General features: G+C 66.8%; 10 protein-coding genes. All 10 read left to right on the forward strand.

What is annotated here, in order from left to right:
• The first annotated feature begins 174 nt into the window (after positions 1 to 174).
• The 10 genes from KGS77_RS25085 (at position 175) to KGS77_RS25130 (ending at position 13,302) form a co-directional block, all read left to right on the forward strand.
• Positions 175 to 4,446, forward strand: coding sequence for a phage tail tape measure protein (locus KGS77_RS25085; RefSeq protein WP_242585220.1), 4,272 nt, complete (start codon positions 175 to 177; stop codon positions 4,444 to 4,446).
• Positions 4,446 to 5,342, forward strand: a complete 897-nt coding sequence (locus KGS77_RS25090) for a phage tail domain-containing protein (protein ID WP_242585221.1) — start codon at positions 4,446 to 4,448, stop codon at positions 5,340 to 5,342. Before KGS77_RS25085 ends, KGS77_RS25090 begins: the two co-directional genes overlap by 1 nt.
• A gap of 16 nt (positions 5,343 to 5,358) precedes the next feature.
• Entirely contained in the window at positions 5,359 to 6,288 is a 930-nt protein-coding gene (locus KGS77_RS25095; RefSeq protein WP_242585222.1) for a hypothetical protein, read from the forward strand.
• Positions 6,289 to 6,290: 2 nt separating this feature from the next.
• Positions 6,291 to 7,376 carry a hypothetical protein gene (locus KGS77_RS25100; protein WP_242585223.1) on the forward strand — a complete coding sequence of 362 codons (1,086 nt, stop codon included), beginning with the start codon at positions 6,291 to 6,293 and terminating at the stop codon, positions 7,374 to 7,376.
• Positions 7,377 to 7,378: 2 nt separating this feature from the next.
• Positions 7,379 to 10,327 (forward strand): hypothetical protein, encoded by a 2,949-nt coding sequence (locus tag KGS77_RS25105; protein WP_242585224.1) that lies wholly within the window; start codon positions 7,379 to 7,381, stop codon positions 10,325 to 10,327.
• A 41-nt stretch (positions 10,328 to 10,368) separates the two neighbouring features.
• Positions 10,369 to 10,776, forward strand: a complete 408-nt coding sequence (locus KGS77_RS25110) for a hypothetical protein (RefSeq protein WP_242585225.1) — start codon at positions 10,369 to 10,371, stop codon at positions 10,774 to 10,776.
• Positions 10,777 to 10,835: 59 nt separating this feature from the next.
• On the forward strand, positions 10,836 to 11,684 hold the full coding sequence (locus tag KGS77_RS25115) for a peptidoglycan-binding protein (protein WP_242585226.1): 849 nt from the start codon (positions 10,836 to 10,838) through the stop codon (positions 11,682 to 11,684).
• Between the two features lie 29 nt (positions 11,685 to 11,713).
• Positions 11,714 to 11,968: a hypothetical protein gene (locus tag KGS77_RS25120; RefSeq protein WP_242585227.1), complete on the forward strand. Its 255-nt coding sequence runs from the start codon at positions 11,714 to 11,716 to the stop codon at positions 11,966 to 11,968.
• A gap of 184 nt (positions 11,969 to 12,152) precedes the next feature.
• The gene (locus KGS77_RS25125) at positions 12,153 to 12,740 is read left to right on the forward strand and encodes a hypothetical protein (RefSeq protein ID WP_242585228.1); all 588 of its coding nucleotides are present in this window, start codon (positions 12,153 to 12,155) and stop codon (positions 12,738 to 12,740) included.
• A 217-nt stretch (positions 12,741 to 12,957) separates the two neighbouring features.
• Positions 12,958 to 13,302 (forward strand): hypothetical protein, encoded by a 345-nt coding sequence (locus tag KGS77_RS25130; RefSeq protein ID WP_242585229.1) that lies wholly within the window; start codon positions 12,958 to 12,960, stop codon positions 13,300 to 13,302.
• The last annotated feature ends 3 nt before the right edge of the window (positions 13,303 to 13,305 follow it).

A 13,305-nucleotide genomic window follows, 5' to 3' on the forward strand; every position in this document is an offset into this window, starting at 1 on the left:
ACCAGGCCGGAGGAGTGGGACGAGCAGGCGGGTGGCGACCGCTTCGCGTACGTCACAGAGACACACCGGTGTGTCGGCTGCGAGCTGATCGCCATGGAGCAGGAACAGGTCCCGGAGGGTCCGGAGGGGCGTGGGGTGAAGGTGGGGCTTCGGCCCAGAAAGAAGGCTTAGCCAGTGGCTGGGGCCTACACCCTCTACGTCCAGGTCCAGGCCGGCGTGACTGGCCTGGTGGGAGGTCTGCGAACAGCGGCGGGCCAGGTAACCGCGTTCGGCGGCCAGGTCCGCCGCCTCGACGGCGACCTCAACGCGCTCGCGGCGCGATCGGATCGGACCCGTCGGGCGATGGCCACCGGGTTCACTGTTCTGGGCGTCGCGATCGGCGGCGCGTTCGTCATGGGCGTGCGCAGCGCCATTGAGCTTGAGAAGCGCATGGCGAACGTCATGACAATCTCGAAGAAGATCAACAGCACCAACATCAGCCACTTTACGGACCAGATCGTCGAGCTGAGCACCCAGCTCCCGCAGTCCGCCGACCAGCTCGCCGAGGGCCTGTACCAGGTCGTCTCGACCGGCTTCGACGGCGCCGATGCGATGACGATCCTCCGGGTGGCTGCCCGCGGCGCCGCCGCTGGCCTTACGACGACCGAGACGTCCGCCCGAGCCCTGCTCGGCGTCCTCAAGGCATACGGGATGGACGCCTCACAGGCCAGCGACGTCATGGACGTCATGTTCCAGACCGTCAACTACGGCGTTGTGTCGTTCACCGAGCTGGCACAGCAGCTCGGCGACGTCGTTCCGATGGCCGCCGCGGCGGGTGTGAAGTTCGAGGACATCAGCTCGGCGCTTGCAGCGGTCACGCTCTCGGGCATCCCGGCAGCCGAGGGCGTCACTGCGCTCAACATGCTGCTGACGCGCATGATGAAGCCCACCCAAGAGCTGTCGAACATGATCAGAGGCTTCGGGTACGAGTCGGCCGCCGCCGCCCTCCAGCAGGACGGCCTGTACGTTGTCATGCAGAAAGTCCGCAACGCCACCGGCGGCAGCGCGGACCAGTTGGTTCCCCTCCTGCGCGACATCCGAGCGGTCCGTGCCGCTCTGGCACTCTCGGCCGCCGACGGCGAGAACTACGCCGCGACCTACCAGGGCATCAGCCAGGAGGTCGAGCGCGCCGGCGCGACGCAGAAGGCGTACGCGATCCAGATGGACACCACTGCGGGCCAGTGGAGTCTGTTTCAGAACCAAGCCCAGGCCCTTGGCATCGACATGGCGCGCGTTCTGCTGCCCGCCCTGCAAGGTGTCGGGGAGTACCTGAATGTCCTGGCCGGGGCCATCAACGACCTACCGGGTCCAGTGAAGTCGATCACGGGCGCTGTGCTGGCGCTCTCGGCTGCGGCGCTGCTCGCCAAGGCTGCCTTCCTGCGGTTCGGCGCCCAGCTCACCGTGTTCCGGACCAACCTCGCGGCGGCACGAGCCGGGGGATCCGCCCTCCCTGCGGTTCTCAGCGGAGCGGGCATCGCCGTGGCCGGGTTGACGGCCCTGATGGCGATCGGCATCGGGGTGTACGCCGCCTACTCGGCCAGCAAACAGAAGGCGAAGGCCGCGACCGAGGAACTGGCCGACGCCCTGCGCAAGGAAAGGGAGGAGGGAGAGCAAGGGGCTGGACTGCGGACCCTGACGGAACAGCTCACGAACAGCGACGACGTCAAGAAGCTGAAGGACGCAGGGATCGACGTGGCGACCGCCATCGACGCGATCACGTCAGGCGGCGCGAAGCTCAAGAAGCTCAAGGACAAGCTGCATTTGCAGAAGGCGTCGACCTGGAAGATCGGCTCGTATGCGCCCGAGCCGGAGTGGGACGCTGCCAAGGAGGTCCTGGACAAGCAGCACAAGATCTGGAGCAACGCGGTCAAGCAGGAGAGCCAGCTTGCCGCGAGCATGGCGATCGTCAACAACAAGATCAAGAACAACCGGCGCGAGATGCGCGGCGCTTGGGATCTCACGCAGTCCCTGCCGACGGACAAGAACGGGAAGCCGCAGTTCACCGAGCAAATGGAGGCGATGGCCAAGTCTCTCGGCTCGATCGTCGACCCGGCGAGGGCGTGGAAGGCCGCGCAGGACAAGGTGGCCGAGGCCAACCGGAAAGCGGGCCGGTCGGCCGACGCGTCGAAGGCATCCCTATCGGACTACGTCGCGGAGCTGCGCAAGCAGCTCAAGGCACAGCGCGAGTTCCAGAAGAACCTGGGCGATCTGGCCGCCGCCGGTCGCCTCGGTCTGGCGGACCATTTCTCCGACCTCGGCCCTGACTCCGCGCCCATCCTCGACGAGCTGGTCAAGCAGCTCAAGAAGGGCAAGGGCAAGGTCGCCGACGAGCTGGAATCGATCATCCGGGAGTCGTCCGCCCGCTCGACTCCCGCTTTCCGCGCCGGCCTGGGGCAGTTACCCGCGATTTCAGCGAAGTACGGCAAGAAGGTAGCCGAAGCCTGGGCGGACGCGGCAGCCACCAATGACCCCAAAAAGCTCGCCCGCGTCATGCGGGACATGACCGTGGCCGACATGGAGACGGCGGCGAAGAAGCTGCCCAAGGCCGCAGCCGCGCAGCTCGAACAGGGCATGGGGCTCCTGGCGGACGTATCTGCCAGGTTCGGCAAGGAGGCGTCCACTTCGCTGGCGCAGTCCTTCCTCAAGGGGGACATCGGGGAAATCCGCTCGCAGCTCAACGCCCTGTACGGCGCGGACCTGCCGATCAAGGCGCCCGACCTGACGGGGGTCGTGGGCGCGTTCAAGGCGGCTGGGGTTCAGTCGAATTCCGAGTGGTCCGGGATGCTCAGCCTCATCGTTGCCGTGGCCCAGCAGAAGGGCACGGCAGCGGCATCGGCCCTGACCACCGCACTCCTGTCCGGTGACATGGCAGCGGTGCAGGCCCAGCTCGACTTCATCGGTGCGTCTGTGGGGCGTATCCCCGGAACGAAGACGATCACCGTGACCGTGACCAAGCCCGCCGCGGTGACCATTCCGTTCTACGCCAAGTTCCAGCCCAGCTCTTGGGACAAGGACGGCAATGGCGTCCCCGACGGGATCCAGGCGCCAAAAAAACAGGCGAACGGCGGCCTGATCGACTTCTACGCCGATGGCGGCGTGCGCTCCCGCCGCGAGGAGCACACGGCCCAGATCGCACCCGCCGGCGCATGGCGGGTTTGGGCCGAGCCAGAGACACAGGGTGAGGCGTACATCCCGCTGGCTGGAGCCAAGCGGGCCAGGTCCAAGCGGATCTTGGAAGAGGTCGCCCGCCGCTTCGGCGGGGAGGTCAGTTACCACGCCGACGGGGGCCTGTCGGGCTTCACCTACCGGCCGCAGACGCTGTACTCCCTCTCCGGAATTGCCAGCGATTCACAGGATAAAAAGGGGCACTTCAGCCTCGCCCTGTTCTTGAAGAAGCTGCACTCCTCGGTAGCGACGGCCAATCGATGGCGACGCGACCTCAACACAGTGGCTCGCCGCGCTGGCCAGGACGTGGCCGACGCTCTGGCGGAGATGGGCGAGGAGGGCGTCTCGCTCACCCACAAGATGGCGACCGGCAGCTCACGCGACGTGCGGTCGATGGCAAAGGACCTGCGGGAACTGGCCAAAGCGTCCAAGGCGAGCCTCGGCGAGTACACCGGGCGGCTCCGCCAAGCGGTGAAGGACCAGACCGGCTTCGAGCAGGCCTTGGCAAAGCTCGCCGCCAGCGGTTTCGGCGACCTCGCCAAGCGCCTGGCCGAGCAGGGGGACCAGGACGCGGCCGACCTCGCCGCTCAGGCCGTGAAGGACAAGAAGAAGGCGAAGGCGGCGAACGACGCCGCACGCAGCGCCGGCAAAACCGTCCCCAGCGATGATCTGCCGGACCTCGTCGCGATCATCGGCGCGGTCAAGAGCAAGACGACCGGCCTGCATGCGGTGGCCGACGCGACAGGGCTCGACGAAGACCACATCATCAAGATCGCCAACTTGGGCCTCTCCCGACTCAAAAGCGCGCTGGGGGCGAAGGGCGCCAAGTTCTTCTCCGACCTGAGCCGCGCGAACAAGGGCTTGTCGTACGCGAACGGTGGCATCCTCACGCCCGGTCTCTACGCAACCTCTGACGGCCTGATCAAGTTCGCCGAACCGGAGACACAGGGTGAGGCGTTCATCCCGCTCGGCGCTGCCAAGCGCAGCAGCGCCCTGTCCGTCCTCAACGACGTCGCCACGCGCTTCGGAATGCGCCTGGCCAGCGGAGCCGCCCCACCTTCCCTGCGGCTCGTCGACGCCCGGCCGCCGACCGCCATCAAGGTCACTGTCGTCCAGCAACAGCCGAAGGCCCTCGTGGAGAACATGCCGATCACCGTCCAAGGCCGCGACAGCTCGCCGCAGGAGCTGTCCAGGGAGATCATGCGCCGCCTGCGGAACGCCCAGCGTGGAGGGCGGATCTGATGCTCCCCCTCAGCGAATGGCAGATCGACTTCGGCGGCGTCCTCATCGGCCACAAGACGGTCGTGTCCATCTCCGACGTCGAAGGACTCGGGGCTGCCGAGCTGCGCACGCAGGACGTCCTGAACCCTGTCGACGACGGCGCGTTTCCCGGAGTCGATCTCTACGCGCCGCGCACGGTGCGGATCGAAGCGGGAATCCGGACCGCGGGCGATCCGGCCGCCGCCCTGGACAAGCTCGCCGAGATAGAGGCTGTCGCTGCGAACCCATCGATCCGTCGCACCGCCGGCGCGCTCGCACAACTACGACTGCGCTGGCCTGGACGTGGCACGAAGGTCCTCTTCGGCCGCATTCGACGCGCCGAAGCGGTTTCCACCTCCCAGGCCATCCACGGCTGGATACCCCTGGACCTGGAGTTCACCGCCCTCGACCCGCGCCTGCACGACGACGAGGTGTCCAGCGTCACGCTGCCTCTGGACATCTCCAACACCACCGAAGGTTTCACGGCCCCGATCGTCGCCCCCATCACCACCGGCATCGCCACCCCGGAGACCAGACCGGGCTGGGTGATCAACGACGGCACCACCGGTGCGTGGCCGACCATCCGGATCTCCGGACCGGTCACCAACCCGCGCATCCTGCACGTCGACTCCGGGCGGGTCCTGAACCTCGACGTCACTCTCGGGGTCGGCGAGCGCATCGACATCGAGACCCGGCCCGGCACGCGGTGGGTCCTGCGCAACGGCAGCGGCAACGCCGCCTCGGCCCTATCGGGCGCATCGCGCCTGGACCTCTTCCAGATCCCGCCGGGTCGCAGTGAGATCCGCTGGACGGCCACCGACTACACCAACACCACCCGCCTGACCGTCTCGTGGCGGTCGGCGTGGACTGCCCTGTAAGAAGGAGGACCCTGCTGTGACGCTCGTCCAGCCGCCCATGCTCACTCACGGCGGCACACACCCCGCCCGCGCCTTCCGGATGATGGTCAGAGACCTCGCCCGCGGTAGCCAGGGCGTGACCGAGGCCAACGACCTCAAGGTCCGGCAGCTCTCCACGCCGGGCTCCGGCGTACGAGTCGGAGACGGTTCCTCCGTCATACGCGGTGCTTCGTGGGGGCAGGGGTCGTACACGCAGTACAACGTTGGCGACGCCATCGTGCCGGTAGCGCCGACCGGGGCCTCCGGCCGTTCCGACCTGCTGATCCAGCGCATCGAGGACCCCGAGTACGAGGGAAACCGCGACCCGGCCAAGGACGACATCGGCTACTTCCAGGTGATCCCCAACGTGTCGGCGACCGCCACGGCGGTGCCAGCGGGGATGACGGCCATTCCCCTGGCCCGCCTCGACATCCCGTCCAACACCGCAACCATCACGGACGCGATGATCAAGGACCTGCGGAAGATCGCCAACCCGCGTCGGGAACGCCGCCTCTACACGGCGTTTCCGGGCAGCTTGTCGACCCTCGTCTACCAGGACAACAAGTGGCACACATGGCCCGCTGCTGCGCGCTGGACCGTCCCCGTGCCCGCCTGGGCGGTCAACCTAAAGGCGGTCACGACCTTCGCGGGCCTGCGTATGTCCGACGCGGATGTCTTCGCTTCGATGCAGCAGGTCATCGGCACCGTGCAGGGCCAGAACACGGTCATCGACGACGACCAGGGCAAAAACACCCGACGATCCACCATCGTCCTGGCCGACAACATCGGCATCACGCCGGCCATGCGCGGCACCAACCAGACGCTGTACGTGCAGACCTACATGTCCAAGAGAGAGACCGGCAATCTCGGCGTGGACGGATCCACCTGCATTGTCTGTGACGTGGAGTTCAACGAGGGCGTCATCTGACGATGGCGTACCGCTACCTGACCACGCACGCCCTCACCGGCGACACGCTGGCCTGGGACCTTCCGCTGACCGAGGTCGAGTTCGGCTCGGAACTGTGCGGGCCGGGCAACTTCACCGGCGTCATCGAGCCGAGGTTGGCCAATCTCACCCCTGCCCAGGTCGACCCGGGCACGACCCTGATCTTCGCCGAACGCGACCGCACCCTTCTGTGGGGCGGCATCATCTGGCGCGCGGAGCCAGAGGGCCAGAAGCTGCGGATCGAGGCCAGCGGATTCGGCTCGTATCTCACCAAGCGCATCGACCTTCACGGCAACTTGGACGGGCGTGGACCGTGGGTGAACGCTGACCCTTGCCGCGTAATCCGGGACGCTTGGGCGTACTGCCAAGCCCAGCCGGATGGGAACCTCCGCGTCGCGGTCGACGGGACGACGTCCAACGCCAAGGTCGGCACGCCTGCCGAGCCCTATTCCACGCCCTGGTGGGAGGCGCCGACGCTCAGCAAGGTCGTGGACGACATGGTGGCCGTAGCTGGCGGACCGGAGTGGACCGAGACCGTCGCCTGGTCGGGTGACACGCCGACGCAGCGCATCCGGATCGGGTGGCCCCGCCTGGGCACGCGTCGGCAGGACATCAGCTTCACTTCGGGCATCAACGTCACCTCGACGGTCCCCGTGGAATACGACGCCGACAGCTACGCCCAGGTCGTCATCGGCCTTGGCGCAGGCGAAGGCCGCTCTCGGCGCCGCGTCGTGGACGCAGCCCGGAACGGACGCCTGCGCCTGGAGCAGGTCCTCGAAGTTCCTACCGAGAAGGCCAACGATCGGCTCGCCGCCCGCACCCGCACCGAGCGCGTGAACCGGTCGGTCATCGGCGAAGTCACCGGCATAGTGCTCCGTGACCATCCGGCGGCCCGCATCGGAGCCTTCCAGATCGGCGACGACGTCCGTGTACGCCTGAATGACGAGTGGACCCAGTACGACGGCTGGTCACGCATCACTGGCTGGACTCTCAAGCCACCGGCCGGCGACGAGCCGGAGCAGGTCACCGTCCAACTGGCGCGGGCGGACCGCTACACCTACGGAGCCTGAGCATGACCAACCAGATCGCCAGCCTCGCCGCCCGCCTGGCCGCCGTCGAGAGACGCCTTGACAGCACCGGCCGCACGGCCCAGCTCGCGTACTCCTCCATCGAGGACGGTGCGATCAACGTCTTCGACGACGACGGGTCCTTGCGCGCGGTCATAGGCCAGCAGCCCGACGGCACCACCGGAGTCAACGTCGTCAACGGCCCGACGCCTCCGACCCCGAGCCAGCCCACCGTCACCGCGATACCAGGTGCCGTGGGCGCCGCCTGGGAGGGAACCTTCGCTGACGCCGTCGCCGCGCCACTGGACTTCGCCCGCGTCGAGGTCCACGCGGCTAGCTTCGACAACTTCACACCCGGAGCCGCCACCCTGCGTGGCACACTCGAATCCCCGCGCGGCGGCACGCTGACCATCCCCGGCGAGCAGGCGCTGTACGTCCGCCTGCTGACGCGCAGCTCCTCGGGCGTGGCGTCGCCTCCGTCAGTTCAGAGCGGCCCGGTCACCCCGGGGCCGGTTGTCGCCCAGGAGGTCCTGGACGGCATCGTCGGCGAGACCGCGCTCGCCGAGGGCGCCGTGTCCCGTGCCAAGCTGCAAATCGGTGCGGTCGGCCACAACCAGCTCGCCATCGGTACAGGCAACCTGATGCCGGACCCGTCGTTCGAGGGAGCGTTCACCGAGCAGCTCGTCTCCGCGAACAGCCAGTGGACGCTTGTCGACGGCAACGGCTCGCCCAAAGCTCTGCGGGTCGACGGCACCAGCGCCACGGCCGCTTCTCCCAGTCTTCGCATCACTGAGTTGCCCGTCTCCCCGGGCAACCACTTCTTCCTCGCCTTCGACTACCGTGTCTCCGCCGACTGGGTGGGGGACTCGGTCCGTTTCTACCTGCGCTGGCAGGATGCCGCAGGCGTGGCGCTCGGCTACGGCACTGCCATTGCGAAGCCCACCCCCGGCGCCGTGTGGGCGCGCGTGAGTCAGCAGGTGCAAGCTCCCGCCGGGACCGTGGCCGCCACGGTCTGGCTGCAAGACGTCCAGGCCACCGCCGGCACGGCCGACTTCGACAATGCCGAGATCCGAACCGTCATCGGCGCGGGTATGGTCCTGGCCGAGTCCATCGGCACGCTGGAGCTGGCCGCACAGTCCGTCACCGGTGAGAAGGTGGTCGCCAAATCCATCACCGCCCGCGAGGTAAAGGCTCTGTCCCTGACCGGGGACGAGATCGCCACCAACACGTTGACCGCCCGCAACATCGCCGCGGGCTCACTTTCGGCGTCGCGGCTGGCGATCGGCACCAACGGCAATTTGGTTGGAGACGCCTCCTACGAGACCGGCGTCGTCGCAGCCGGTTTAGCTGGCCAGGACCCGGCGGTCTTCGCTGTCGAAGACGGGGGCAACAACTCCGCCAAGCGGTTGCGCATCACCGCGGCTGTTGGGGCGTACCGGTGGGTGCAGCACGCCACGTCGCCTGTGCTGCCCGGAGACCGCTACTGGATTGCCGCCGACTACAAGACCACCGCAGATTTCGCCGGGGCCAGCGTGAAGCTGTTCCTCGGCTTTTACGACGAGGCCGGTACGCGCCTCGGCTCGGACGGAATCATCGTCTCTACCCCTGTCACCGACGGCACATGGCAGCGCATTTCCAAGGTCATCACAGTCCCGGCCGCCTCCACCCAGGTCAACGTGCGGATCGGCGTCGACGGCACCGGCAGCACGGTTACCGCTGGCAGCGCCTATTTCGACAACCTCGAATGCCGCTCCGTTCTCTCAACCCCGGGCAGTGGCGCCCGCGCCGAACTCTCCCCGGAGGGACTGCGTCTTTATGACGAATCCGGGGGCGAGGCAGTCTCGCTGACCACCGGCACACCGAACTACGTGACGCTGACCAACGACGGCATCGCGGTCGCCACCATCGACCAGGACGGCAATACCGGTGTCGCTGATCTGGCCGTAGCTGGCAATTTCACCGTCGGTGGCGATCCGTTCGAAACTTATTTGGCGGGCTTCGCTCGCGGCCTGGTCGCTGTCGATTACCAGGCAAGGGCCGTCACGGCAGGGAATACCGAATACGGATTCGTCGAGTTATCCTTCGACGCCGACACCAGCCGCATGTACCGCGTTGTCTTGGACTGCTACGCCGACCCTTCTGTGGCCGGTGGCGAACTGGTTGTTGCCCTTCGGGATGGTGGCGCGAAGACACCGTCGATCTCCTCACCTCAGATTCAGTCTGTGATCTACCCCCTGGCCACAGCCGGATATCAACGAATCCGGCTGGAGTCCATCCGCTCCGGCGCGGTGTTGGGGGAGGGCCTGCACCGTTTGCTGACCACCTTCCGTTGCCAGGGCGGCCCTACCGGTCAGACCGTGCGCCTGTTCGGCGGTACCACCTACCAGGGCGTGATATACGTCGAAGACGTGGGGCCGTACATCCCGGAGACCGGGGTGTACAACGTGGGCGGCGGGACAACGTCCCCGCCGAAGAAGACCTACACCAAGACCTACGCGGCCTCCTGGTCTGGCAGCTATGCCAATCGCGGTGCCTACAACTCCTACCACGGAAACCAGTGCCTCCAGGGATATTACAGCTCCAACAACGGCATGCAGGCGAGCCTTGTTGGATTTCCCGCATCGCTCGGCACCGACCTGTCAGGTGCTGTCATTCAAAAGGCGGAGGTTTACCTCTACTTCGATCACTGGTATTACAACCGCGGTGGAAAGGCTGTCATCAAGGCGCACAAGTTCACATCGCGGCCGTCAATCTTCGGCTCCGATAGTGAATCTCAGACAATCAGTTGGGGGAAGAATGTCGGCAAGTGGGTGGACATCACCGCTGTATTTGACAGTACGAGCTGGCGCGGGATCGCGCTGGACCCGAACAACTCGGACCCGAACTACTATGGGCGCGCTCAAGGAGCCGGGCAGAGTCATCCCCCTCAGCTCCGCGTGACCTACACGAAGTAGGGGGCGTGCCTTCCAGTTCTGCTGGCATCCCGCGCGGCCGTATGATCAAGGATGTGGCGCGGGGCCACCGATCGCCGAAGGAGCACGCGGTGAGCATCCCGCCGCCGGGCGCGGAACCCACGCTGTGGGAACTGCACCGCGCCGTCGTCCAGTTGCGCGAGGACCAGCGCGACGATCTCGCACAGCTCCGTGACGATCTGCGCAGCGACATCGCTGCTCTGGCGAACCGTCTCAACCAGGTGGTCACCGTGGACGTCTACCGTGCCGACCAGCGTAACCTCACTCTGCGTATCGACACCCTTGAACGGGAGCTGGAGACCGTGAGGGCCGAGCGGGACCAGGACCGCGAGCAGGCGAGCACCAACCGGCGTCTGATTATTTCCGCGTTCATCGCGCCAGTGCTCCTGACGGTGCTGCAACTGCTGCTCGCTGCACGCGGCAGCCCGTAACGAAACGAACAACGTCAATCTAGATCGCCATGGCGCGGGGGAGAAGCAGGACGCGCCTCATGCCCGATCTCTGGCTGCCCGGAGCGGAACGGCACCCGCTCAGTGACACGGCACCCACCGACACCAAGTACGCCCCGCGCGTGATCTGGCACATCACCTGGGACAAGAACGGCACGGCGTCCAAGCCCGCCGACCTCGTTCCCTTCGACCAGCTCGTCCGGTACTTCACGGGCGGGGGTAGCGGGGCCGCTCCGCACCTCCTGTGGGACCCGTTCACCGGACGCACCGCGCAGTTCTACCCGGCCAACAGCCGTTCCAAGTCGGTCGTCGACGCCGCCGGCGGCACGCGGACGAACCGCACGGGGAAGGTGTGCCTACAGGTCGAGACACTGTTCTTCCCCTACTGCCGAGTGGGCGGAAAGACGTACGCGACCGTCCGGGACACCCCGGCCAAGGGTCTCGACAAGATCCTGACCTGGGCCCGGAGCTGGGGAGTCCCCGACGCCTGGCCGATGGGCACGCCCACCTGGAGCGCGGCCCGCAGCGAGCACACGTGGGAGACGAAAGGTGGGCACTACGGCCATGGCCAGGTGCCCGAGAACCAGCACACCGACCCGGGACCGATGCCGAAGTGGCCCACCGGGGGGAGCCCGGCGCCCAAGCCAGACCTGCCGCCGTTCCCCGGCCGTAGCGCCTTCGGCCCCGGCAAGTCGAACGCCTCGATCCTCCTCCTGGGCCAGCAGCTCGTCCGGCGTGGTTTCGGCAAGCACTACCGCGTGGGCCCGACCCGCGACTGGGGTGAGGCAGACCGCCTGAACGTCAGGGACTTCCAGCTCGCGCAGAAGTGGAGCGGTTCCGACGCCGACGGCTTCCCCGGCCCCCAGACCTGGGCCCGCCTCTTCGGCTGACCCCTCGACATCATCAAGGAGCGCAACCCATGAACCTGTACGCATCCCTTCTGCGCACCGGGGTGCCGACCGCGGTCGGCTGGCTCGTCGCAGTAGCCCTGAGACACGGCCTCGACCTGGACGCGAACGCGGTATCCGGTGTCCTCACTCCCACGGTGATCTTCGTTTACTACGGAGTCTTCCGTTTCGCCGAGAAGCACCTGTCGCCCCGCTTCGGCTGGCTGCTGGGCTACGCCCGGCCGCCGAAGTACGAGGACCCGCAGCTCTCGCTGCCGAGGACCTGACCGGATCGGCGTGACGCCGAGCGCGACTCGAGTAAGCAAGGAAGAAGGCCCCCGTCTCGCCTGTGACGGGGGCCTTCGACCTCTTGGAAGCCTCCACACTACCCGGGTTTCGGGGGACACGGACTCCACCCTCTCGCACTGGTTACAATTTATATGCAGACGTACCGCGAGGGAAGGCGATGGCGTGCCAGAGGATCAGAGGTCATCGGCGAGGAAGCCGTACCTGGCCGGCGGGGCGGAGTTCGCCGCGCTCTATGGCGTGAAGCGGCTCCAGGTGAGTCAGTGGATCAGTCGTGACCACACGCTGGACTACCGGTACGCCAAGATCATCAGTGGCTCGCCCTACTGGCTTCTCCAGTTCGTGAAGGGTTTTGGGCAGACCACTCCGCGTACGAAGTACATCAACGAGGTCGAGCTTGCGCGGCTGGTCAGGGAGCAGGACCCGGGGTACTGGGTCGGCGAGGTCGACCAACTTCCTCCTCTCGTGGGACAAGCCGAGCTGGTGGCGCTGTTCCAGTTGCCCTCCCGCGCTCTGCTGAGGAAGGCGGTCAGCACGGGCCGCTTCCGTCCTGCCGACTACACCCTTTCCGGCTCACCGATCTGGCTCCTGGAGCCGCTCATGGAAGATGTTCCCGCGCTCCAGGCCGGGGCCCGCGGTGTGGACTGGGCGGTCGACGAACGCGTCCTGGCCGCGCTGCGCGACGGTACGTATAACGGTCCCGGCGCCAGGATCGTGCCGCGAGGCAAGGCGGCCCGCCAGACCCCCAACTAGCCTGCAAGGAAGGTGACTTGTTCTTGACCTCACTCCTGGTTGCATATAGAATAGAAGCGTGCCCAGCAGGGGTGCGTTTCATTCAGTGGAGGGTCGAGTGTCTTGTTCGAGAGGGCCGCCGAGTGTGGGCTACTGGTGTTGCTGATCGACATTTCTCCTGCCTGGAGATAGATTCCAACACTCCATAGTGTTCGTGCTACCTCTGAGGGGGAGAGTCTTGCTGATCGAACAGCCGCCGTTGTTCGGGACCATCCAGCCCGTTCGCCACCCCGCCGACGCCGGCAACCTGACCATCCAGCAGCGGTTCGAGGCATTCCACGCGCTCAACCCCTGGGTCATCGGGGCGCTGGCCCGGATGACCGCCGACTGCGCGGAGAAGGGGCTCGGCCGCATCGGCATCGGGATGCTCTTCGAGCTCCTGCGCTACCAGTACGGAGCGGCCACCCGAGGCGACGAGTTCGCGCTGAACAACGACTACCGCTCCCGGTACGTCCGGCTCCTGCTGGCCGAGCACCCGGAGTGGTCCCCGCTATTCAAGGTCCGAGCCCTGCGTACGGACTGACCA

Source organism: Streptomyces sp. MST-110588, from assembly GCF_022695595.1.
Lineage (GTDB): Bacteria > Actinomycetota > Actinomycetes > Streptomycetales > Streptomycetaceae > Streptomyces.

Coding starts and splice junctions, on each gene's coding strand:
- KGS77_RS25090 (WP_242585221.1), top strand. CDS start 4,446: ATGCTCCCCCTCAGCGAATGGCAGATCGACTTCGGCGGCGTCCTCATC.
- KGS77_RS25100 (WP_242585223.1), top strand. CDS start 6,291: ATGGCGTACCGCTACCTGACCACGCACGCCCTCACCGGCGACACGCTG.
- KGS77_RS25105 (WP_242585224.1), top strand. CDS start 7,379: ATGACCAACCAGATCGCCAGCCTCGCCGCCCGCCTGGCCGCCGTCGAG.
- KGS77_RS25110 (WP_242585225.1), top strand. CDS start 10,369: ATGATCAAGGATGTGGCGCGGGGCCACCGATCGCCGAAGGAGCACGCG.
- KGS77_RS25115 (WP_242585226.1), top strand. CDS start 10,836: ATGCCCGATCTCTGGCTGCCCGGAGCGGAACGGCACCCGCTCAGTGAC.
- KGS77_RS25120 (WP_242585227.1), top strand. CDS start 11,714: ATGAACCTGTACGCATCCCTTCTGCGCACCGGGGTGCCGACCGCGGTC.